Raw genomic sequence first — 24869 nt, 5'->3', positions numbered from 1 at the left:
ATGAAAATGAATCTATATAGAAGTCTGTTGTTGAGTGTTATCGTGTCGGGTGTGATCGCTTGCGGTAATGAAAAAAAGAAAGATGAAAAAGAAATCGGTAAAAGTGAAGGGCAAAGCCAGTTAATCACGGTTGACACGCTGGTACTGAAAAAACGTACTTTTCAGAAGCAAATCGTGTGTAACGGGAAATTACGTGCTGTTTTTAAGAGTGATCTTAGTTTTGACGGTACGGGTGTGATTACCGCGATAAACGAGGTAAACGGGGGATATGTGAAAAAGGGGGCGGTGCTGGCGACTTTAGATAACAAAGAGGCAATGGTGGAATTGGAAAAGAGTCGCCGGGCAATGGAGAAAGCTAATATCGATTTGCAGGACAAATTGATCGGGCAGGGATACTCGGCAGATACGACGGCAGTTCCGGCAACAATCTTGCGTAATATGAAAATTTCGTCCGGCTATGATAATGCGGTGGATCAATTGGAAGCGGCAAAACGTCGTCTGGAAGGGTGTTATTTGATTGCCCCTTTTAGCGGGCGTGTTGCCAACCTGGATGCCAAGGTGTATGATCGTTCTGCCAATAAATTGTGCACGTTGATTGATGATTCGTATTTTGATGTCGAGTTCAGCATATTGGAAGCGGAGATAGAGGAAGTGGCACAAAAGCAACATGTTAAGATTATCCCGTTTATTAATGATAAAAAGACGTTTTACGGGGACGTGACGGAGATAAATCCCTTGATTGATGAACACGGACAGGTGAAGATTCGTGCAAGAGTGCGCAACGCTGACAGGTATCTGATAGAGGGTATGAACGTTAAAATCGTGTTGGAACGAGAGATTAAGAATAGTTTCGTGGTTCCGAAGGATGCGGTGGTGTTGCGGGATGGTTTTCAGGTTATTTTCTGTTATCGGGATGGTAAAGCGGTCTGGACGTATGTCGATGTCGTGATGTCGAATATCGATTCTCACGTGGTCACGGGTAGTGAAAAGAAACAAACTTCTATTTCGGAAAATGATGTCGTGATTACCTCGAATAACTTGAATCTTGCTGACGGAACGGATGTGACACCTAATAATAAGCGGTAATAATGATAAAGGAATTGTTGAAACGTCCCATTGGGGTCACGATGAGTGTTGTCGCGATCGTGGTATTGAGTATCGTGGCGATGGGATACTTGCCCGTGTCGCTTATGCCTGCTATTGATATTCCACAGATCACGATTCAGGTTTCGGCTCCCGGTTTATCGGTTCGAGAGGTGGATAATACTCTTTTGAAACCGCTGAAAAACCAGTTGTCGCAGGTGACGGGACTGAAGAATATAACCGCAGAAGCACGGGCGGATGCGGGGGCTATTTACATGGATTTTGAACCGAATAGCAATATTGATATCATTTTTATTGACGTTAACGAGAAGTTGGATCGTGCTGTGGCGACACTGCCCAAGGACGTGGAGCGTCCGAAAGTGATCAAGGCCAGTATAACTGATATCCCGGCATTCTATCTCAACCTGTCGTTGAAAAGCGGGGCCCCGAAAGAACGAGACAAGCCACGGGAAGCGGGAATTGATTTTAGTGAACTGGGGCAATTTGCCCGAGACGTTATCGCGAAACGTATAGAGCAATTGCCGCAGACGGCCATGGTTGATATCAGCGGTGTTGTAACCCCGGAATTGCTTTGTATCCCCGATTACACGAAACTGACTTCCATGGGGGTAGGCGTTAGCCTGCTTGAAAACGCAATTAATAATAATAACGTATCCTTGGGGGCGTTGAGTATCAAAGACGGGGAATATCGTTACAGTATTCATTTTGATTCCCGAATTATCTCTAAAGAAGATATCGAGAATATATATATCAATCACAACGGGCGGGTCTATCGTTTTAAAGAACTGTGTGAAATCGTGGAACGCCCGGCAAAACGGAACGGGTTGGTTCGTAGCGGTGATTATCCCGCTATTTCGCTGGCGATTATCAAACAGAATGATGCCAAGATGGCGGATTTGCAAGAAAGTATAGCCACGCTCATTACCGATTTGGAGAAAGAATATCCCAATATTCGTTTTGAGTTGACCAGGGATCAGACGAAGTTATTATCTTATTCTATTGATAATCTGAATAGTAATCTGCTGATTGGTGCTATACTGGCCGCGTTGATTATCTTCTTGTTCATGAAAGATTTGCGTTCACCGGTATTGATTGTTATTACTATTCCGTTGTCGCTTGTTGTCACGCTTCTGGCTTTTCACGTGCTGAATATATCGTTGAATATCATATCGCTTTCGGGGTTAATTCTCGGTACGGGAATGATGGTTGATAATTCGATTATCGTTATAGACAATATCTTCCAAAAATGGAAAGCGGGTATGGAACTCCGGGATTCTATTGCCAAGGCGGTCGGTGAGGTTTTTACTCCGATGTTGAGTAGTGTACTGACGACCTGTTCGGTTTTTTTACCGCTTATCTTTTTAAGTGGTACGGCGGGTGCGCTTTTTTATGATCAAGCCATGGCCGTTACGGTAGCCCTGTTCGCTTCGTTGCTGGTGTCGGTACTCGTTTTGCCGGTTTATTTCTACCTGATGTATCGTAAGTTGTCATCGCATACGGAAAATCGATTCATCGCTAAGTTTTTCACGTTTAACTACTATCGTCCTTACGAGATCGGGCTGAAGTGGACGTTGCGTCACGGTCGGTTGATGATTACTTGTTTCATGTTACTTATCCCGCTCACTTATTTCGTTTACCAGATGGTGGAAAAAAGTCGTCTGCCTAAAATATCGCATGACGATACGATCCTGACAATTGATTGGAATAGCGGTATTTCTTTGGAAGAGAATGATCTGCGAGTTTACAGGTTGTTGTCACAAGTGGATAGTCTTGTGTTGCAAACGACGTCGATGGTTGGTGTCCAACAGTTTTTGATGTCACACACCAAGGAGATAACTCCTTCCGAGAGCGTGGTCTATATTAAAGCCAAAGATCCCGCAACTTTGGTACGGATAGAACGGGAGATTTCAGATTACGTGGCCTCGAATTACCCGAAAGCTCAAGTTTCTTTTCAAGTTTCCGGTAATATTTTCAACATGATATTTGCGGAAAAGGGGAGTACACTCGTGGCGCAATTGCATAGTAAAGAGGGGCAAGCCCCGACGGTAGAACAGGTGACACGTGTGGTTGACAAGATTGAAAAAGCCTTACCGGACGTGCAGATTCCCCCGGCAGTGATGGAGCAAAATATTCGTTATATAGCTGACGTGGAGGCTATGGCAATTCATGAAATCACGTTTAGCGATATTTACGGGAAGATGAAAAATATTATTAGCCAGAACACGTTGTTCCGTATTAATCAGGGGGGCTATTCGGTGCCCGTGACAACGGGAGACACGCAGGCCGAGGCTTCGGATATTCTATCGGGTAAGGTGCGTAACCGTAATGGTGTCGAAATCCCTCTTTCGATGGTGATTCGTGAGACGAAAGGTGAGGATTTTAAAAAGCTCTATTCCGGCAGTGGTGGGGATTATTACCCGATCGTGCTTGACGTGGAAGATCGTGATGTCAGACGGGTAATGGGGACCGTGGAGGAGATTGTTAAGGAGGATCAGGACTTTTTTGTGACTTTTACGGGTGAGTATTTTTCCAGTCGAGAAACGATCCGGGAGTTGATAGTGATCTTGTTGGTTGCAATTTCGTTGCTCTATTTTATCTTGGCCGCACAGTTTGAAAGTGTCATACAACCGCTTATTATCCTGTCGGAGATCGTGGTGGATGTCTTCTTCGTTTTGTTTGGTCTCTGGTTATTTGGCGAGAGTCTGAATATCATGTCGATGATCGGTCTTGTCGTGATGAGTGGTATTATTATCAATGACTCGATTCTCAAAGTAGATACGATCAATCGCTTGCGAAAGAGTGGCATGTCTTTGTTAAGAGCTGTTTTTACCGGTGGACATAGTCGGTTGAAACCGATTATCATGACTTCACTAACGACGATATTGGCTATCGCCCCTTTCTTGAACCGGGTAGATATGGGGTCTGACCTGCAATATCCGTTATCGCTCTCTATTATTATCGGTATGAGTGTCGGGACGATTGTTAGTTTGTTCTTTATCCCACTGATCTATTATATAATCTACCGTAAACGCTGATTCTTATGAGTAATGATATAAAGAAAAAGGGATTTTTAGAATGCATACCTTCTTTTTCACTTATCTTGATTATGGCAGTGTTGATGGTGATTGGAGGTGCCTTAATCCCACTGTTGCGGATTGCCTATCATCCCACTCCTGAACAGGGTAAGAGGTTGAGTATCTCGTTTAGTTGGCCGGGAGCGTCGCAACGGGTTATCGAACAGGAGATCACTTCTAAAGTAGAGGGGTTGGTATCGTCCGTGGTCGGGGTTGAAAAAACGACCTCCATGTCATCACAAGGAAGCGGAAGTGTGACTGTTGTGCTGAAGGAGAAAGTCAATGTGTCGGCCGTGCGTTTTGAAATATCGTCTTTGTTGAAACAGATCGCCGGGAAGTTGCCGGAGGGAGCGGGTAGTCTTTATTTGCAAGGCGGGAATATCAGTGGCGGTCTCAAACCGAACACGCAACAGGTTTTGTCTTATATTATCAATGCCGATATGGATCCCGCTGATATAAAAGACTATGTCGAGCGGAATATTAAACCTTATCTCACGCAAATTGATTATGTCCGGGATGTGTCTGTTGGGGGAGCCATGCCGCTTTATTTGGATATCGAGTATAATCCGATAGAATTGCAAGGATACGGTCTTGAACCTAATGTCATCGTGTCGGGACTTCAAAATTTCTTGGGACAACGTTCTATTGTCGGGGATGTTGATCGTATTGATCGGTATGGGAATAAAGAACGTATCACGTTATTATTGGAGACCGAACAGCTCGGTTCGGATATTGGTAAAACCCCGCTAGCGACGATAGAGGGTAAGATCATCTATTTGAGTGATATCGCTAAGTTTGATTATAAAAAACGACAAGAAACCAGTTTCTACCGTATTAATGGTCTTAACACGATATACTTGAGTATTTTTGCAGACACGGAGACGAGTGTTATTAAGGCGTCTGCCGAACTGCGAGAACGGATGGAAAAGATTCAGGCGAATCTGACGGATGGATTTTACGTGACACTGACCAATGATGCGGCTAAAGAGGTGAGGGAGGAACTCGTAAAGTTGGTCAAACGTACTTTTTTGTCTCTGGTGATCCTGTTCCTGTTTGTTTGGATTGTTAGTCGAAGCGGGCGTTATCTTTCTGTCATAGCGCTTTCATTGTTCGCCAACGTATTGATATCCGTTATCTTTTATTACCTGTTTGATGTTGAGCTTAATCTGATCTCGTTGGCGGGTGTTGCCGTCTCGTTCGGAATCATGATAGATACTGTTATCGTGATGGTTGATCACTATAGTTATTATCACAATCGAAGTGCTTTTATCGCTATTCTGGCGGCACTGCTTACCACGATCGGCTCGTTGGTGATTGTCTTTTTTATGCCTGATTACGTGAAGGGGGCGTTGAATCATTTTTCCACGATTATTATTATCAATTTAGTCGTGGCCTTGTTTGTTGCGCTCTTTTTTGTACCGGCCATTATTGATCGTAACGGGTTTTGTCGTCGACAGGCGAAGAAAAGTTATTGTCGTTTAAAAAGAACCGTGAGATGGAGTCGGTTTTACTCCCGGTATATCGTTTTTACGCAAAAACGGAAATGGATATACATTACCGTTTTCGTGCTTGCATTTGGTATACCGATTCATTTGTTGCCCGCGAAATTGGGGAAAAGTGATTATTATTATCGAACGGGAGAGAAACAAGAGCCAAAATGGTATGAAGATGTTTATAATAAAACCATTGGTAGTAATTTTTATCAAGGGACTTTGCGGCAGCCGCTAGAGAAGGTTGTTGGCGGGACATTGCGACTCTTCTCGTCGGTACACTCGTCACGTACTTTTTCCCAACAAGAACGGGACGTGAAACTTTATATTTCAGCCCAGTTGACCGAAGGGGATGATGCCGTGGTGTTAAATCAAAAGATGTGGCAAATGGATCATTTTCTAGCTAAATTCAAGGAGGTGAAACGTTTCGTTACACGAGTGGACGGTAAAAGTGGTTCTATTGAAGTGGAGTTTGCTGATGAACACAAAGATGGGGCTTTTCCTCAATACCTCGAATCGCAGGTTATTCGTGAAGCGTTGCTGATTGGTGGTGTGGATTGGACAACATCGGGAGTTAGCGAGCGGGGATTCTCCAATTCGCTGGGACTGGGGCATAAATCTCACCGAATCGGGTTGAGCGGGTATAATTATGATCGCTTGTACAAATATGCTGAAATGGTGGCAGAGAAGATTAAAAGTAATAAGCGGGTCAATGATGTAGGTATAGAATTGGGAAACTCTGATTACTGGCAATCGCGGGATGAACCTGCTTCGGAGATGTATATCAAATATGATATGGAAAAAATTGCTCTTAACAATTTGAATTTGAGGCAGTGTTATTCGACGTTGGCCGCATTGATGGATGAAGGAGCAGTTGGTACATATCGTAACAAGGATCAACGGATTGCAATTGATTATCATTCCTCTGAGCGAGATAAGTTTGACGTGTGGCATTTGATGAACAGCTATTTGACAGTAGGGGATAGACAAGTGTGTTATGCTCATATTGGAGAGGTGGGTAAGCGAAACGCTGCCACTCGAATTACTAAAACCAATCAAGAGTATTCGCTTCAGGTCGCTTTTAATTTTATGGGATCGTATGATTTGTCGGATAAGTTTATCAAGCAAACCACCGAAGAAGTAAACGCGATTTTGCCTGTTGGTTTCAGGACTGTTAACGAGAGTTTTGGGTGGTATGACGACAGGGGATCTCAGTATTGGCTGATTTTACTGATTGTCGTGATCATCTTTTTTACCTGTTCGATTTTGTTTGAGTCCTTCCGTCAACCGTTTGTGATTATTTCATTGATACCCATTTCGTTCATAGGTACTTTCCTGACATTTTATTTTTCGGGAGTAAATTTTGGAACGGGTGGTTTCGCATCACTTGTTTTGTTGAGCGGTTTGGTGGTTAATGCGGCTATCTACGTGATCAATGAGTATAATAGTTTCGTTAATAGAAATATTGAGAGACTTAATCGAATTAATCCGGTTCGGCTTTATGTGAAGGCCTATAATCATAAGATAATAGCGGTTTTATTGACCATATTGTCAACCGTACTTGGCTTGGTCCCGTTTCTGATAGATGGACCGAAAGCGGAAGAGTTTTGGTTTTCATTTGCGATCGGCACAATGGGCGGTTTGCTGTTTTCGATCATTGCTTTGGTGTTCTTTATGCCTATATTGATGCCGTTTGCGAGGGTGCTTAAAAGAAAAGCATTGAAGAATGGATAGTGGTAAAAGGTTGTATAGAGTAACTTTATGATTTAGGTTGCAAATTTTGACTTGATTCATTACGTGGAAAGGATTTCATTGTTTTTTTGTTGTATTTTACTTTTTATTACAGTATCTTGGTAATGTGATTTTGAAGGTGTTAAGTTTGGGGAACTATTACGTTTTTTTGCCATTTCACGGTTAAAAAGGATTGGAAATGAAAATATTTCGTCGGCCATTTTGGAAAGCGGAGACATCGAAATGTTATGTGATTCCGATGTCGGTTCTGTTCGTGTTATTTTTGCCTTACCCGATAGATTTTATTTATAATAGTGAATGTTATGAGTTTCATCCACTCGTGTTATTGCCGATAGGAATGTTTGCTTTAGTTTTTTTGTTTATGCCATCTCAGTATTTTTACGTGATACTGGCAGAGGATCGGTTGATGCTGAGGAATGGTATTTATACTTTTTGGAAGAAGGAATGTTTATATCAGGATATCGTGAAAGTAAAGGTCGGATGGGCCGGAGGCCGTTCTTTACCTTATATGCAGGTGTTTACAAAACAGACAAAGAAGCGTACGTGGCAGTACGTGATTGATTTGGTGAATCCGAAGAGTTATAACGAGTTGATAGAAGATATTAAGGCTAAAGGGATTCCGGTGGAGACGAAGAGGCTTGAATGTTTCACGAAATATTATAAGCCAGGGAAATAGAAAGACTTCCCGATAATTGTTCGGGAAGTCTTTTTATGGTAATAGCCACTTGAATGGTGGCGGGTTATTGTTGCAGGTATTTTTCTGCAATTTTATTCCAACGGGCTTTCTGTGCGTCGCTTCCTCTGGTGGTGAGTTGTGACAGGTAATAATTCAGCTGACGTTTGTTGGCTTTTACCTTGGGCATTTCTCTTTCACAGGTAGTCAGGAAACGATCGATGTTGCCATTCTTTACAGCCCGACCGATGGCAACAAGTCCCAGTAATGATTTCTCGTTGCTTAATTTCAGGCTTTTAATCTCTTTGGTGATCTCGTCGAATTTGGAGGTTTCTATGGCTTGCCCTTTGGTGGCAAGGATTTCCATGAGTTGTTTTTGTAGGTCTTGGCTTAAGCGCAGGTCTACGACTTCCTGGCCGTTAGCGTTATTGAATTTTGCCCGGTTGGCTAATAAAAACTTTTCGGCGGCCGAACCTTTGGGGCTGAATTCTTTTTTGGCGAAGATAAACCAGTAGTCGGGAGATACCCGTTCTTCATCACTCAACGAGTTGAATAATTCGTTGGCAACATCTTTGGCTGAAGGATCGTAAAGCCCGAGTAAGGTTTGGGCGTATGAGGCCAAAAATGCTTTATCCCGACAGCCTTCGTTGTATTTTTTGATCGAGGTTCCGAGTGCTTTTTCGTTATCAAATGCTTCTTTGACACGGCCGATGAATTGTTCTCCTTCACCACCGCCCACGAGTTTGTGGAGAATGCTGCCGTCTGGGTTTATGATGACGAATGTCGGGTAGGCACGTACTCCGAATTTTTTTCCTAATTCGGGGCCTTCCCCTTTTTCCATATCGTATTTCAAGCAGATGAAGTTGCTATTGAAAAAATCACCGACAGATTCTTGCGTGAATACTTTGTTTGCCATGTATTGACAAGGACCACACCAACTGGTGTAGCAGTCAATGAAGAGTCTCTTTTGCTGTTGTTTGGCTTTTTTCAACGCTTCCTCGTAAGTTAAGTCCTGAAAATAGACTCCCACGTGAGTGGCGATGGAGAGATTTTCAAAATAATTTCTCACGAAATCCTTGCTGTTTTCGGGGGTGATGGATATGAATTTCTCTTCCAGGGGAAGGAGACGTTTCAAATCTTCTTTTGTGGCATTCGCCCGGATGCTGTTGATGGCATTGAAAACACCCCAGAGTTCGTTGTTTTCATTATGTTCGATTTGTCCGGCTAAAGAGATGACTTTGTCGACATCTTTTTCCTGCGCTGCTAAGGCCAATTCGAGCGTGAAGGTTAATCGTGCCTGATCTTCTAAATCTGTTTTGGATAAATCTTCCTGAACTTGCTTCAGTACGGATAGAGGATCTTTGGGGTTGATGCGTGAAGCGTTGCCGATTGCCCCGTGTATCTTACCGGACAGGAATGCGTCTACTTCTTTTTTACCGATATTTTTGTTAAAGGTAGCCAGATTGTTGATGACAAACTTGAAATTGTCGGACCCGTAAGAGCTTTTCTTAATGATGGGCCAGTATTCTTTTTTTAATTTGTCTTTGTCCTTTAGGATAGAATCCAGTTTTTTGCTGACTTCTTCGCTTTTGCTTTTCTCGTAGGCTTCATTTAAAACGATTTGATAGGCGATGAGTTGTTTCTTGTTCATCTTCCCTTTTTCGTAAGCTTTGTTCAGGTAATCTAAGGAGGTCTTCTCGTTTAACCCTTTTTCAACACGGGCGATAAAGTCTTCCAGTTCTCCACCACCGACAATTTTGTGTTGCATGCTACCGTCCGGGCGAAGGATAAAGAAGGTCGGGAAGGCTTTAATCTCGAATCTTTTTGCCAGTTCCGGTCCTTCTCCTTTTTCCATGTCGAATTTCACGCACACGAATTTCGGGTTAAAGAATTCTCCCGCTTTTTCTTGGGTGAAAACTTTCTCGGCCATATACTTGCAAGGGCCGCACCAACTCGTGTAACAATCCATGAAGATCGGTTTGTTTTCTGCTTTAGCCTTGGCCAAAGCTTCGTCAAATGTGAGATGTTCGAAATTTACTCCTTGTCCGAAGGCTGAGTAGCTGAACATCAGTAAGGTAATAATTGTGATAAGGTTTCTCATAAATATTAAATTGAACATTAGTATAAGCGTACAACTATGGACGAGGTTATATGAACTTTTCCCGGTTTCTCGTGTTGTTTAGTCCGAAGATAATAAACAAGGCAGAGGCGATCATCATATTCATCCGGCAATGGAAGACCGTGTTGAAGAATATCTGCGGGTTTTTATCCAGAGGAACATCGTACGGGTTCAGGAAAATATTCCATTGACTGGCACCTAAGGCGCCTTGTATCATGGAAAATAGTAACCCGATGATGATGATCACGACCGAGGTCCCGTTGCCGTTCTTGATCATCGTGCTCAACATGAACGAGAGTGTGCCGATGAATAGGGCCGGAACCATGGCTTGCAGGGTCAGGCCCATCGGGGGAACGGACACGATGGCGATATCGGTTAACAGGGCTAGGAAGAAGGTGATCGCGAAACAAATCACGTAGGAGATCACGAGACGCAATAACCAGACTTTATAGCTATAGTTCGGGATTCCGAAGATGATTTCCACGATCTTCGCATCCTGGTCGTTCTGTATGCCGAAGCACATGGGATAAAATACCAGCAAGATGCTTGGTAACATTAACATGGAGTAGGCCGTTGCCTGAGTAATTTCATCTTCTCCCAGCAGTTTCACGACAACCGTGATGATGTAGAAGGCGAGAGCACTCAACATGAAGTATAGGAATTTATTCCCGAATATAATTTTGATGTTATATTGTACTAGCTTCTGTAAGGTTATCCAAAATTGAACCATAACGTTAATTTTAAATTTTAGATTTTAGATTTTAAATTTATGATTCAGCAATTGAAAGCGTTTGTTTCATGTGGTTGAAATCTAAAATTGTAAATCTAAAATCATAAATTACACTGTTTATTGTGTTATTATTTCTTCTTTATTTTCGATCTTCACGCTTCTCAGTAGCCACAAGTAGGAGTCCTCTAATGCCGGAAGTATTTGCTCTGCATTTTCGGTGGGCTTGTGTTCGCTGAGGCAACGCACTTTAATGATGTCGCCTTGACGGATGTGGTGGACGATGAGCATGTCGGTCGGTAATTTGGCAAAATCACGTACCGGAATTTCAAAAGTCCAGGTGACATCCTTGGCAATGTTGGCCATGTCGCTCGGTGTCCCGTTATATTTCAGTACACCCTTGTTGATCACCCCGACTTGGTTACATGAGCTGGCGATATCTTCGATGATGTGCGTGGAGAAGATCACGATCCGGTTGCGGGACAGTTCCACGAGCAAGTTTCTGAAACGGATTCTTTCCCGCGGGTCAAGTCCGGCCGTAGGTTCGTCAACCACGAGGATACGGGGCAGGTTCAACAACGTCTGGGCGATACCGATACGCTGTTTCATACCTCCCGAAAAGCCTCCGATTTTTTTGTCCTTGTTTTCGTACATGTGGACAGCGGAAAGTACTTCGGCAATCCGGTTATGGCGTACTTTCTTGTTGTATATTCCTTTCAGCAAGGCTTGGTATTCCAAGAATTCCCATGCCGTGAGGTTCTCGTAAGTACCGAATTCCTGTGGCAGGTATCCGATGAGACCTTGTAATTCTTCCCGTTTTTTCTGAGTATCGATGCCGTTGATGAATATCTTCCCATAGCTCTGTTCGAAGACTCCGCAAATGATACGCATCAGGGTGGTTTTACCTGCCCCGTTAGGGCCTAACAGACCGTACATTCCCGTGTGGATATCCATAGAAACGGAGTTCAATGCCTTGAACGGTTTCTTTTTTACCCCGATAAAAGGAGCTTTGGAGGCCAGTTGGAAAATGGTCTTCCGCAACATACGGAAACGGCCGTCGATCAAGTCAATATTGATGTTTTCTTTATTGATTTTATTGGATAGGTAACGAGCTGCGATACCGAGGTACCAGAACATGCCTAGGAAGATGGCTCCCCCGCTGTTTTCGAATTTCTTGCTTGCCCAAATAAGAATGAACATGGGACCGACATAATAGATGATAATGGCAATGATTCGAAGAATTTTGGCGATAAGTGCCTTGCCTCGATTCTCGGAGAATTTCCGGAAGATGGTTAGGGTGCTTAACGTCATTGTCCAGGAGATGAAAGCAAAGATGATTGCCCACATGAACAGTACTTGGTAACTGAACGTGAAGTAGTACATGAAACCAAGAACCGGTAGTGACCAGAGCATGGGCTGCATGTCTGACCATTTGTAATAGTTACCTTGCAGACCGAGACGTTCACGGATTTTCAGACCGGAATTCCATTCCCGGTTGAAACGTGAGGGGCGACCATATATTTTTACAAGGTTATAAATTTTGATTTCCAGTTCTTCGTTTTCCGGAATGATATTACTTTGTGCCCGACGCAAACTATCCTCTAGGAACCAAGTGATACCCGGTACTAGAATGACAGTCAGGATTAAGTACAAAATCCGGTTTAACAGGGTTGCCGTCCAGAGGTACACGCAAATGACAGATACGATGAAAAGTACGATTTGCAGTACTTTCATAAAAAGGCTTTGCGAGCGTAGACGTGCCAGTGCGTCTTCCATGCCGGAGTACAAGGTCGGGATGATTACCAGTGTTAATAGGGTACTCATGGTAAGTCCACCGATCACGGTGATGGCAAACGGGGCTCCTAATCCGGAAACGTATTCTCCTTTACCGAGAGCTAACGGGATCATGGCCACGATGGTGGTGATCGCCGTTATCAGGATCGGTCTCAGGCGTGATAGTCCGGCGGTGATGATTGCCCGTTGCTTGCGGTTGCCTGTCCGGCGTAGCAAGGAGGTGTAATCGATAAGGATGATACTGTTGTTGACCACGATTCCGATGAGGATGATAAAACCCACGAAGACATTGGCGTTCATCAGCGAGTTGCTTGTGAACAGTAGGGCTAGCAATGAACCTATGGCAGCTAGGGGGATCGTGAACATCAGCACGATCGGGGCGGTTGTCGACTCGAAGACGGCGGCCAGAATCATGTATATCAGCACGAATGCGGCCAGGATAAGGAAGGTGAAGTCATCCATTTCGTTTTCCTCGTGTACGACTTCAACAGCAATACCCGTGGGAACATCCAGGCTTTGCACCAGTTCGTCAATTTCTTCCCGTGCTGATTCCAGCAGGTCTTTTGATTCGTTGATGTCGGAATTGAACATATAGACGAGATTCACCTCTTTTTCTTGGTTGATCCGGGTGATATTTCCTTTGTCTCGTCCTAGGTTGATCCGGCTGAAGCTCCGTAATTGGATTAAACCGTTATTACTGTTCGTGACTTCCATGTTACGCAAATCTTCCAGTGTTCGGGTTTGCGTTTTTTGGTCGTCTTCGTCATAGTTAATGTCCCGGATCAGGATGTCATATTCCTGATTCCCGGCTTTGTATTTCACTTCTGCCGTGCTTTGGGGCTGGAAATTGCTAAGTTCGCTGCCCACGTTACGGGGTTCTACGTCATTGACGCCCATGAGGTATTGGTCGAAGAATATTTTAGCGACCGTGCTTCCCTGGGAAACCGAAACACGCGAGTTGGATATGTTATCCAGATCGTCAAGTTGGTATTTGAGGTATTCGGCAAAGTTTGTCATGGACTCGAAATCTTGTCCCTTGATGATGACTTTTTCCGTCTGGCTCCCCATACCCATGAGTTTTAGCAGGGAACTGTTGCCCAACATGCCGCCTCCCCCGCTACTGCCTCTGAACGTTTCATTGCTTTCGCTAGCTTCGAGGCTGATCTGGTTGATATTGACGGTTTCTGCAAGTCGAAGTACTTCTGTCTTCAACTGGATAATGGATTTTTTGTTGATTTTCTGATAATCGTCTTTCAGGCGAATGGTTAATTGTGCCTGATCTTTGACGATATTGGATGAAAATTCTTTTATCTCCGGCACTTCGAGTAGGGCATCTTCAAAAAGACGGATCATTTCGTCTGTCTTTTGGAGCGTGTATCCTGTCGGGGGTGTGACATACACGTTGAACGTGTTCAGTTCAACCTCCCGGAGCGTATTCAGGGTTAAAGAGGTGGATAAGACAACCGTGATTAATAGTGCCACTAACGCGATAATGATGACCTGTGCCGGACGGCGAAGAGACATTTTGAGTATAGCAACGTACATCTGCACCAGTCGGTTGTGGATAGACATCTTGCTGAAATTGACATTATCGGACGTCTTCCGTAAAATCTGGTTCATCGCCATCGGGATAAGCAACAAGGCCACGACTAGGGATATGGTAAGCGTGGCGACAATAGAGATCCCGATGTGTTCCCCGATAAGTTTAATCAGGTAATTGTCAGCGAACAGAAAGGGTAGGAATACGGTAATCGTGGTGACCGTGGCGGCCATGATTGCTTTCCAGACTTCGGTGGTTCCCTGCACGCAAGCTTCATCGGTGGATACGCCCAATGATTTCAGGCGATAAATGTTTTCCATGACCACGATGGAGTTGTCTAATAACATCCCGACGGCAAGGGCGATACCTGTAAGCGTTAGCGTGTTGATCGTTATCCCGAAAAGATAGAAAAAGTAGAAAGACGAGAATACGGAGATCGGGATGGCAAACGCCACGATGGAGATAATCCGTATTTTACGCAGGAAGAGGAATAACACGAATATAGCCAATATTGCACCCGAGAGTCCCAGGTCGATAATCTGGTCGATATTCTTATTCATGACTTCGGCGGCGTCATCTTGGACTTCAATGGTGATTCCTTTAGAAGCCATTTCCTCGTTCAAGCGTGTAATTTCCTCCCGTACTCTTTCGGAGAGGTCGATCACGTTGGCGAGCGGGGATTTGGACAGGATACAGGAAATGACCTCTTTCCCGTTGGTACGGGAATAAGATTCCTCTTCTTTAACTCCGAATTGAATTTCCGCGATGTCTTTCAACTGGATCGGTCCCGGGGCAACAACGATACTTCCCAAGTCTTCCGTGGCAAGGTATTCTGCTGTCACGTTGACGAAATAACGTTTGTTATGATCGAAGACCGAGCCGGCAAACGATTTTTCGGCCAGGTTGGATGATATTTTCGAACTGATGCTGCTCGGGGTAATATTGAGAGCTTTGCATCTTTCGGGGTCAATAATCACTTCGATACTTTTCTGGCGTCCGCCCATGGTTGTTATGTTGGCGATACCATCAATGTTTTCCAGATAAGGGACGATATCCGCATCTGTGATATTACGGACGTAATCCACGTCATCTTCCCCGAGAATCCGCAGGGTCATGAACATATCGCTCACGGCTCCGGCGGAAGACTTGCTTACCCGCAGGGTGAAGATGTCGGGGATGTTCTTCGAGATCGTTTTGATTTTTTCTTCCAGTTGAAGAAACGTGTATTTCAGGTCAACATCTTGTTTGAAAGAGATCGAGATATTAGCTCCCCGGGAGTATATCTGGGTCTCCATTTTTTCCACGCCGTTGAGGGAACTGATGGCTCCTTCAACCGGGATAGCTGCTTGGTTTTCTATATAGGAAGGATCGGATTCTGTCTTGGGCGAGATGCTTACACTCAATACCGGAAGTTCGGCATTGGGGTATAGTTCCATGGGCAGGTGTTTATAGGAGAAAATTCCCATAAGTACCAGGCCGATGAAAAGCATCGATACAAGAACCCTTCTTTTTATAATCGTGTTCATGACTTCTTTCTATCAATAACGTAATACACACATGGAATAACGATCAGGGTCATGATGGTCGAGGTAAACAAACCGCCGATCACGGCAAGAGCCATGGGGGAGCGGAGTGAAGCACCTTCCCCGAATCCGAAGCACATGGGGAGCAATGCCAGAATCGTGGTGGCACTGGTCATGATGATCGGACGTACGCGGTGTTGGGCTGCCATTTTTATGGCTTCTTCCAACGGGTGTCCCTCTTCCTTTAGACGATTGATAGCGTCCACGAGTATAATAGAGCTGTTCACGGCTATACCCGCCAGCATGATAATACCGATGAAGGCCATCATGTTAAGCGTTTGTCCCGTGAGCAAGAAGGCCAAAATACATCCCACGCCGGCTAACGGTATGGTCAGTAGGATGGTGAACGGGTGGCGCAGGGATTCGAATTGTGCCGCCATGACCATGTACACGAGCAGGATGGACAGGAACAGGGCGAAACCGAGTCCGCCGAATGATTCTTGTCTCATTTCTTCTTCTCCCGTGATGCTGGCCGTGTATTTGGCCGGGAATTCCATTTCTGCCAGTTTGGCCTTGATGGAAGGGGTGATATGGCTGAGCGAGTAGTTTTTCTCGATCATGGCTGTCACGATACCCGTTCGGCTTTGGTTTACCCGGTTGATCTCTTTGGGGGCTGAAGTGATCTCGATATCGGCTATTTCTCCGAGACGGTATTTCTTGTCTCCTTGAATAATCTCGATATTGTTGATTTCGGCAAGCGTGACTTCGGGGACCTTGATGCTGATGTCAATGGTTTCTCCCTGAGTTTCAAAAGTTCCGGCATCTTTACCTGCTAGTTTTTCGCTCACCTGGTTACTTACCGTGGTAACGTCAATGCCGTAAATACCGCTCTTCAGACGATCAATTTTGATGTTGACTTCAGGTGCTCCTTTTTCCAAAGAGGATTTTATGTCGTAAATACCGGGGAGCCCGCTAATCTTTTCTTTGATTTCGGTACATAGTTCATCTAACAGGTCGAGTTCCTCTCCTTTCACCTCGATCACGAGCGGAGCTCCTTCTGTACCCAAGATACTTTGTAGGGCGGATTCACCTTTCTCGTAGGAGATTTCCACGCCTTCGGGTAAGGGGTAGTTGTTGTTTATGTTCGAGATAAAATAGTCGGCATCCAGTTTGGAATCCTTTTTGATCTTTACCTTGATTTGGGATTGATTTTCCGATTCTAGTTTTCCCCCGCTCTGACTTTCCAAGTTGGAGGGTCCGACAAGGGTGTATTGCCATTCGATTTCGTCTTGTCCGAGGGTCTGGATCGCGTCTTCTATCGTCCCGACAGCGTTATCCGTGTTTTGTAGTCTTGTTCCCGGCTCCATGGTAATCAAGACGGAGAATTCTTTAGACTCGGTTTTGGGCATGAATTCCATACCGATCAGCGGTAGCATCAGGTAGGATACACACATAAGTAAGAAGGCAATCGTGATAACGAGATATTTTTTCTTGAGAACTTTGCCGATGAAGTTTCCGAATCCCTTGATTGTGATGGCGTGACTGACTTTATTATCTTTTTTACGGATAAATTTGGAGGCCAGCATCGGGATAAAGAGAATGGATACGAAGAGGGAGGAGAGGAGAGAAAAACTAACTGTCCATGCCTGTTCTTTGAATAATTCCCCGGCTGCTCCTTGTAAATACACGATGGGAAGGAATACCACGATCGTGGTTAAGGTGGAAGCCGTGATGGCTCCTGCCACTTCAGAGGTTCCCCTGACGGCTGCTTCCGTCGGGGAGAGGTGATTTTCTTCGATGTTCCGGAAGATGTTTTCCATGACCACGATGGCATTATCCACCAGCATTCCCGCACCTAACGCGAGTCCTCCTAAAGTCATGATATTAATGGAAAGCCCGTTAAAATACATGAGGTTGAAGGTTGCTATGATGGAGATCGGGATGGAAACGCTCACGATCAATGTCATGTTTACCCGTCGCAGGAAGACATAAAGTATGATAACGGCGAGAATGATACCCATTAACGCGGAATCTTTTACTTCATTGATTGAACTTCCGATAAATTCGCCCTGATTGCTGATAATATGAAAGTCGTATCCCGGTAAACTTTTACGGAATTCATCTATTTTGGCAAGCAAGTTATCAACCGCATTAACCGTGTTGTATTTGTTTTCCTTGTAAACGCTGATACCCAGGCAACGTTCGCCGTTATAGCGAGCGAGGTTTTCCGGATCCTTGTTCCGGATGGATACGGTTGCAACATCTTTCAGGTATACCGGGGCTTTTGTCTTGCTGGTACTGGTTGTTGTCGTGCTTTGGCTTGAAGACGAGCTCCCGGAAGAATTCTCCTTGAAGGCCACGATAATATTTTCAATATCCTGAAGGTTGGAGATCAGGTTTACTCCTTTTACCGTGTATTGGATATCTCCATCGGTGATATTTCCTCCCGAAACATTTTGATTCAAGGAACTGATCTTCGTGGCGATGGCATCGGCCGTGAGGCCAAAGGCTTCCAGCATGTAAGGGTTGGTGGATATTTCAACAATGGCTTGTTCCTGACCGGTTAATTGAATATCCGCGATTCCGTCAACCCGGACAAGTTCGTTTCGCATGTAGTTTTCCGCGATCTTCCGCAATTCATTCATGTCCTTGACCTCGTTGTGTGTGAGGGCTATCGTCATGATCGGGGTTGCGTTGGCATCGTAACGGGTAACGTTAACCTCCTCGATGTTCTCATCTTGGGAAAGACTGGATAAACTACGTTGTAAATCCAGAAAAGCTGCGTCCATATCTTGGTCCCAACCGTATTCAACGGTGACTTTGGTATACCCGACTTTCGTGACACTATACACGCTTTTGGCGCCTTCTTGGCGCGCTGCGGTGGATTCAATGTTTGTCGTGATTTGTTTCTCGACTTCTTCCGGCGGGCGTTGGCCGCTTTTAACCTCCACGTAAAGGGCCGGGTTTTTCAAGTCTGGGAAAAGGTCTGTTCCCAGTTTATTATAAGATATTGTTCCCAGTAAACATACCGCTAACGTGAGCATGAGTACGCTCACAGGGTATTTTACTGCAAATTTCGTAATGCTGTTCATGTCGATTTATTTCATGATTTTTACTTTGCCTCTGTTTCTCAGGAATTCGTAGCCTTTCACCACGATTTTGTCTCCTTGGTTCAGGCCGGTTTCTACCTCGATGAAACGATCGTCGCTGATTCCGGTAGTGATCATCTTCTCGACGGCCCGGTTTTGTTCAACCGTATAGATGATACGGTTTCCACCGCGACGAGAATTGACAATTTCTTTCGGGATAACGATTACCGAGTCTTTTTGCAAAGTAATGATCTCTCCTTTGGCAAACATTCCGGGGCGTAATTTCAACTCCGGGTTGTTGATCGTGATAAATCCGACAAATGTACGCGTATCCTCGTTGATTGCCGGGGATAATTGAGAAACAATGCCGGAAAGGGTATCCGATTTAATATTGTAATTGGTAACAAGAACTTTTTGTCCCACTTTTACCTTATCTATGGTGTTTTCCGGTAAGGCAATTTCCATGTACATCTGGCTGTAATCCATCAGGCCGACCATGGTTTCGCCGGAAGCGACTTCCACGTTCGGGGTGAAGTAGGGCAAGTTGACGATAGCACCTTTAAAAGGGGCTTTAATGGTTAACTTGGCCAGATCGGAGTTTGCCGTCTCTAATGCGGTCTGGGCACCAATGTAAGCACTTTCAGCGGTCAGCACGTCTTTTTCTGTGGCTCCTCCTTTTTCATACACGGCTTTTTGTCCGTTCCACTCTTTTTGTGCGATATCAACCTGCATCTTTTTCGTGGGTAGCGACACGCTGTTTTCGTGTTCTTTGTTGTTGAGTTTGATGATCACCGTACCCGCGTCAACGATATCTCCCAATTTATAAGGACGTCCGGTTTTGGGATTAGTCATGAGTTCGTATTTCCCGTTGATTTCGGATTTCAGTTCAACGGTTTTTGCCGCCTTGGCGGTTCCGGTCGTGGTGGTCAGTTCCCGGATATCCCGTTTGCCGACTTCGGAAAGCCACACGGGAGTTGTTGTTTCAGAAGAAGAACTCATGCGTTGCTCGTTACAAGCGTTCAGGGTATAAGCGAGTAGAACTACCCCGATATATTTTATAGATTTGTTGATCATAGCGTTTTTGTTTTATATTTTTATTCGGATTATTTCAATAAATCAACCGGTAAATAAGATTTGTTATTCTGGAAATCCCATAAGGTTTGAATCTTCAGATCCAGCAATCTTAATTTGTATGAGATGATAGCGTCGGTTAAAGCATTTTTGGCATCGGTCAACTGGGTTTGTTGATTCTTCAGTTCCATACCCGTGAGAGCCCCGTTGCGATACTTTTCTACATTGATATCGTAGGTGCGTTCCGCATTCGAGACGGTTTGCCTTGCGATGTCGATTTGTCTCAAGAGTTTCGGTAATTCCCGGCACAATTGACGAACATCGAGCATGATTGATTTTCTTTCTTCGGCGTTAGAAATTTCTGTATTTTCATTTGATAATTCCGAGCTTCGGATATTGGCTTTTCGTGCCCCCCAATCCCAAAGAGGTACGGTCAAGGTAACCCCGATCGTCTCGTTGTCATCCGGTTTGGAGAATGCTCCGTTAAATTTGTCTCCTTGTCCCATCAATCCGACTCTGGCAGAGATGCTACCTTTGAATTTGTTATTATCTTTAGCTTCGATCAAGCTGAATATGCCTTCTTCAATGGCGATTTGTTGTTGACGGATTTCCATTCGCTGATCCAGCGCGTATTTCACGGCTTGATTCACGTCAACCTGAACCGGGTCAATCTGAATATTGGGGAGAATGCTGATGTCTATATCCAGGGGCAAGCCGAGTGTTTGCTTGAATTGATCTTTGGTATTCTCGTAGCTCATTTCCGTGTCGGCGAGAGAATTCTCGTTGGTGGCAAGGGTCACTTCCGCCTGAAATAGTTCTTCTTGAGCGATAAGTCCTTGTTCTACTTTATTCTTGATTAATTCGTAGTTTTCTTTTTGACTTTGGAAAGCTTCTCTGGCGGTAACGAGTCTTTTGTAAGCCTGATAGACCCCGTAGAAGGCCGAGGTTACGTTTTTCTCGATGTTCAATTGAGCTAGGGCGTACTGTATTTTTGCTTTTTCAAGATTGAATTCCAACCTTTTTAATTGCATTTTTGTTTTATTGTACGTGAAAATGGGTTGTTCTAGATTCAGGCTAAGATTGTTTGAAAAAGATGTACTTTTTGCGCCAAAAGATTGATTATCGTCATCCTGCCAGTTGAACGAGTTACTGAGTGTAAGCGTTCCGTCCGTCCATTTTATCGGTTGACTGATTCGGAAATCCAGCCCGGAACTCATAGATTTGCGGGTGTACCATTGCGTGTTATAGTTATCGAACGAGGTACTTCGGGTGTATTGAAACGGACTCAAGTTCAGACTGAATTGCGATTTTAGCGAGGCTTTTTGCTGTATTAACGCTAATTCGCTTTGTTCAAGGCTCATTTTGCTTTGGATGATGGATGGGCTCTGTTGATAAGCGATTTCCAGAGCTTTTTCCAGTGTCAAAATTTCCTGAGCGAACGTTGATCCGGAACAAAGCATGAGGAATCCGGAAATAATCAACGATATCGACGTGATCTTCTTCATAATATGTTGTTGTTATTTTATTTGTTATTGTTCGTGTATACCCATTTCACGGCATCGGCAATGATCACCTGATTCGGTTCGGAGCCTTTGTCGCTTAGCGTGACTTTAGCCTCTCCCGGCGAGAAATAGAAAGAACCTAACGTGATCCATCCTTGTTGGCCTCGTCCTCCTGTTTCAACAGATACTTCCTCTTCACCGTCATCATGTTTCACCGTGTAATATTGATATTTTTTATTTTCTCCTCTACCCATTCGGAACCATCCCATTCTGGGGTAATCTATCGCGTAAACGAACACCTCGTAGAAGCCCGGAATCTGAATTTGTGTTGTCCATTCGGCTTTGTTGCTTCCACTGCCCGATTTTTTGTACATGGCACTATTTATATAGTCTCCGTAATAATTCGTTCCGATGGTGGCCGTCCATTTGCTAGGGGGTGACCAAAGATTTAAATTTTTGTATTTATCCTCGTCCTCTTTCTTGAAGAAAGATTGTAATTTATTCTTTTGATTGGATTCGATGACCCGAAAACCGGAGTCTTCATTGTCTACCGTGATTTCTTTCGGGTTGAATTCGAAAAGGAGAGCGTTCGAGTCGAATATGCCCGTTGTCGTATCCGAAGAGGTAGTTGTTATCTTGGCAAAAGTATGCACGATGTCGCTGGGAAGATTCTGTGCGATATTCGTGTTGATCGAAAGACTACTCGGACGTTCGTCACTTAGAATCCGGATTTCTTTGTATTTCCGGGGCTCGATGATATAATTTTTAGCCGGTTTATCTTCCATTTGTGCGCTTCTTCCACGTCTTCCCCGCGGTCCGCCGGGGAACATGCCCCCGCCTTCTTCCAGCTTGACAGAAAGAATACCTTCCGTGTTAGTCGGGTTATATACCTTGAATTTGACGATATATTTCGTGTAATCTCCCACTTCAACCTGATCAGCGTCAATTCCTTTCACGATGAAGCGCGGGGTGGTGTTGATCGTGTACCAGGTGGGAATGAAGTCCATAAGGTTAAAATGGAACTTCCGAATGAATTCGCTGTTTAAGCGAGTGAAGTTGACTTCTTGGAACTGGTATTTCTTGGTAAAATCCGCCATGAAGGTTTTAAACTCGTCGGAGTTAACGCGAGAATTGATATAATTGCGCAAATAAATGCCTTTTAATTTCATCATTTCATAGAAGACCTCGGTCGAAAGGGTGTTGTCGAGGACAGCCTGTTCGAAACTTTTGCCATTCAAGTAAGCCGCGGCCCGTTGATTATCTCCCATTCCTGAGAACATTCTGAAAAATCTTCTTCTCTCGTCGTTTTCTTCCTGTTTGAGTAACGTGTTCATCACGATGTCAATGATCGGGAAATCTTGTGAGTAAATAGAGCCCGCGTAGTTGAAGTACATGGACGACAGGTCGTATTTATTTAGTTTGGAAGTTCCGGACCATTGTCCCATGAATAGGTTCAAAAATGTGTTACCTTCCGACTCGTAGGATTCTTCGGATAAGAGTACCCGGCGGGCGAATTCTCGGATAACATTCATTTCAATATCAATTTCTTCCGGACTTCTTTGCGGGTCGTGCCGTCCCCACTCGGCCATTCTCTTTTTGCTTTGCTTGAAATCGCTATTGGGTAATGTTGTGGCGAATTCGGGTAAAAATACGATTTCCGGTTGCAATTGCTCGCTGTTTCCTTTCCAGTTCCTGACGTATCCCGTGTAAGAAATAGGTGTTTCTGCCATGATAAATTTCTGGAACGGGTATTTACGTCCTTTCCGCATTTCGTATTCAGACTTGATGTCGTGGAGGAGCCCGCTCAACGTGTCGGAAATGTTAGGAAAAAGTTGGGAATAATAATCATGACCCTTAAAATTATATAATTCAATCTGCACGGAATCAATCACGATACTTTTTTTCTCGTAATCTCCGATGGCCAGACTGATCCCCGGTAACTGTTCTTTATTTTGAAATATGGTAGTGTCTCCGACTTGGGTGCTTGCACCTTGCGAAAGGATCGTTCGGTTGTCGGGATGAACGACTTTCAACGTGTAGTTTGAGAAGTTTTTCCGGATATTGTAGGGGGCTTCCGGATTTACCGGGGGGAACGTGGTAGGATACCACAAACATTCCGGTGTCAGGAGGGTGTATTTGTCCTGCACGAAAGCGTAGGCTTTCCCGAAGCGTAAGACGCTACTGCCGGTTTGCGTGTCATAATACTCTTCATCCGTGATGTCGAGATAACAGATGTTTTCGTCAATGGTCCCCGAATAGGTAAGTTCCACTTCCAGTGTCTCGTACGGGCGAAGTTTATATTCGGCGACAATTACTTGTGCATCTCTTTCGTACGGGATATTTTCTCCCTTTTGGGTTAATTTTTCAACTTTAAGAGAGGGGTTAAGATAGAATAGAATCTTGTTGATTTCCCGGTGATTCCGGTTTTGTATTTTTAAACGGGAGTTTACAGTAATGTTTTTGCTATTCTGGGAGAATATGATTTCCTGATCAAGCAAATGGACTTTGTCGAGATTGTTGTATTTTTTATACCTTTCAGAGTAGAGTGTCCGCTGGCTGTTAATATGGTTGAAACGGGCGATATACGAGAATCCGCATCCCATCCCGATAAGAAGAATGATACATCCTAAGGCGTTCAACAGGATGTTTTTCTTGGGATGTAAAGGCAGACGATTTACGAGTGCGATCGTGAAAGAGAGCAATCCCAAACCTAAAAATAAGTAAGTCAACCGTTGGAGCAGGTAAGGGTATAAATTCGTGTGTCCGAGTACATCCGAGAACATATTCGGCACGGTGAGGGCGAAAAAGTCGAAAGCCCCGTGTTCCGTGTTCCCGAAATAAGATAACGTAACCACGATGAAGCCCAGCATGATCACGAACGTGACTGCTTGGTTACGAATGAAACTCATGATCACGAACGATAGCCCGAGCACGAATATGAGTGATGGGATTGATAACGTGAGCAAGTAGAAAAAATAGGGGAATAAAGTGAACGGGGATTCACTAGAAAACACGTGAATAAAACCAGCGATGATTAAAGTGATGATGTTTAATGACACGAAAACCTTTATAATACCCCAGGTTTTGCCGACAATGTAATCGGCATTACTCATCGGGCGCACGTAGATTACCTCGGCGGTATCCAGTTTCTTGTCTCTTTTCAAAAAGCTTCCCGCCAGAAATATGGCGATAATGGATTGTGCGATATTGAAAAGATAAATGTTGACAAACGGGATGGAAGATGGCATAGCTGTCATGATCCATTGGTACCACCCGAGGGTTGACTGGGTGCCCAAATGAAAAAATACAATGATTAAAAGGGATAAAATAGCAAATATGCGAAATAGCCAACTTCTGCGTAGAAGTTTGGATTCATATCTCGATATTGTGCTGATGTTGTGTACGTTCATC

At 44.3% G+C, this 24869-nt stretch carries 11 protein-coding genes; 4 read left to right on the top strand and 7 right to left on the bottom strand.

Annotated features, from left to right (window positions below; all coding sequences use genetic code 11):
* The 4 genes from DWW52_RS14200 to DWW52_RS14185 all read left to right on the top strand — a co-directional run bounded on the left by DWW52_RS14200 (position 1) and on the right by DWW52_RS14185 (position 8096).
* Positions 1 to 1086, top strand: coding sequence for an efflux RND transporter periplasmic adaptor subunit (locus tag DWW52_RS14200; RefSeq protein WP_233556925.1), 1086 nt, complete (start codon positions 1 to 3; stop codon positions 1084 to 1086).
* A gap of 2 nt (positions 1087 to 1088) precedes the next feature.
* Positions 1089 to 4139 (top strand): efflux RND transporter permease subunit, encoded by a 3051-nt coding sequence (locus tag DWW52_RS14195; RefSeq protein WP_118716160.1) that lies wholly within the window; start codon positions 1089 to 1091, stop codon positions 4137 to 4139.
* Between the two features lie 5 nt (positions 4140 to 4144).
* Positions 4145 to 7402, top strand: coding sequence for an efflux RND transporter permease subunit (locus tag DWW52_RS14190; RefSeq protein ID WP_118716159.1), 3258 nt, complete (start codon positions 4145 to 4147; stop codon positions 7400 to 7402).
* Positions 7403 to 7598: 196 nt separating this feature from the next.
* The gene (locus DWW52_RS14185) at positions 7599 to 8096 is read left to right on the top strand and encodes a hypothetical protein (RefSeq protein WP_118716158.1); all 498 of its coding nucleotides are present in this window, start codon (positions 7599 to 7601) and stop codon (positions 8094 to 8096) included.
* A gap of 64 nt (positions 8097 to 8160) precedes the next feature.
* Here DWW52_RS14185 and DWW52_RS14180 read toward each other — a convergent pair whose 3' ends face one another.
* The 7 genes from DWW52_RS14180 to DWW52_RS14150 form a co-directional block, all read right to left on the bottom strand.
* A complete protein-coding gene (locus DWW52_RS14180; protein ID WP_233556923.1) occupies positions 8161 to 10194 on the bottom strand; it encodes a thioredoxin family protein in 2034 nt (677 codons plus the stop codon).
* A gap of 46 nt (positions 10195 to 10240) precedes the next feature.
* Complete coding sequence (locus DWW52_RS14175) at positions 10241 to 10942, bottom strand: hypothetical protein (protein WP_118716156.1); 702 nt, start codon at positions 10940 to 10942, stop codon at positions 10241 to 10243.
* A gap of 117 nt (positions 10943 to 11059) precedes the next feature.
* Positions 11060 to 15799 (bottom strand): efflux RND transporter permease subunit, encoded by a 4740-nt coding sequence (locus DWW52_RS14170; protein WP_118716155.1) that lies wholly within the window; start codon positions 15797 to 15799, stop codon positions 11060 to 11062.
* Positions 15796 to 18888 (bottom strand): efflux RND transporter permease subunit, encoded by a 3093-nt coding sequence (locus DWW52_RS14165; RefSeq protein WP_118716154.1) that lies wholly within the window; start codon positions 18886 to 18888, stop codon positions 15796 to 15798. Before DWW52_RS14165 ends, DWW52_RS14170 begins: the two co-directional genes overlap by 4 nt.
* Positions 18889 to 18894: 6 nt before the next feature.
* Positions 18895 to 19959 (bottom strand): efflux RND transporter periplasmic adaptor subunit, encoded by a 1065-nt coding sequence (locus DWW52_RS14160; protein WP_118716153.1) that lies wholly within the window; start codon positions 19957 to 19959, stop codon positions 18895 to 18897.
* Positions 19960 to 19988: 29 nt separating this feature from the next.
* The gene (locus DWW52_RS14155; RefSeq protein ID WP_233556921.1) at positions 19989 to 21461 is read right to left on the bottom strand and encodes a TolC family protein; all 1473 of its coding nucleotides are present in this window, start codon (positions 21459 to 21461) and stop codon (positions 19989 to 19991) included.
* A 17-nt stretch (positions 21462 to 21478) separates the two neighbouring features.
* Entirely contained in the window at positions 21479 to 24715 is a 3237-nt protein-coding gene (locus DWW52_RS14150; protein ID WP_148315375.1) for a hypothetical protein, read from the bottom strand.
* Positions 24716 to 24869 lie beyond the last annotated feature (154 nt).

This window comes from Odoribacter sp. AF15-53 (genome assembly GCF_003479425.1).
Classification (GTDB): domain Bacteria; phylum Bacteroidota; class Bacteroidia; order Bacteroidales; family Marinifilaceae; genus Butyricimonas.
The sequence above is the reverse complement of the archived record's forward strand: the minus strand, read 5'-3'. Positions and strand labels throughout refer to the sequence as shown.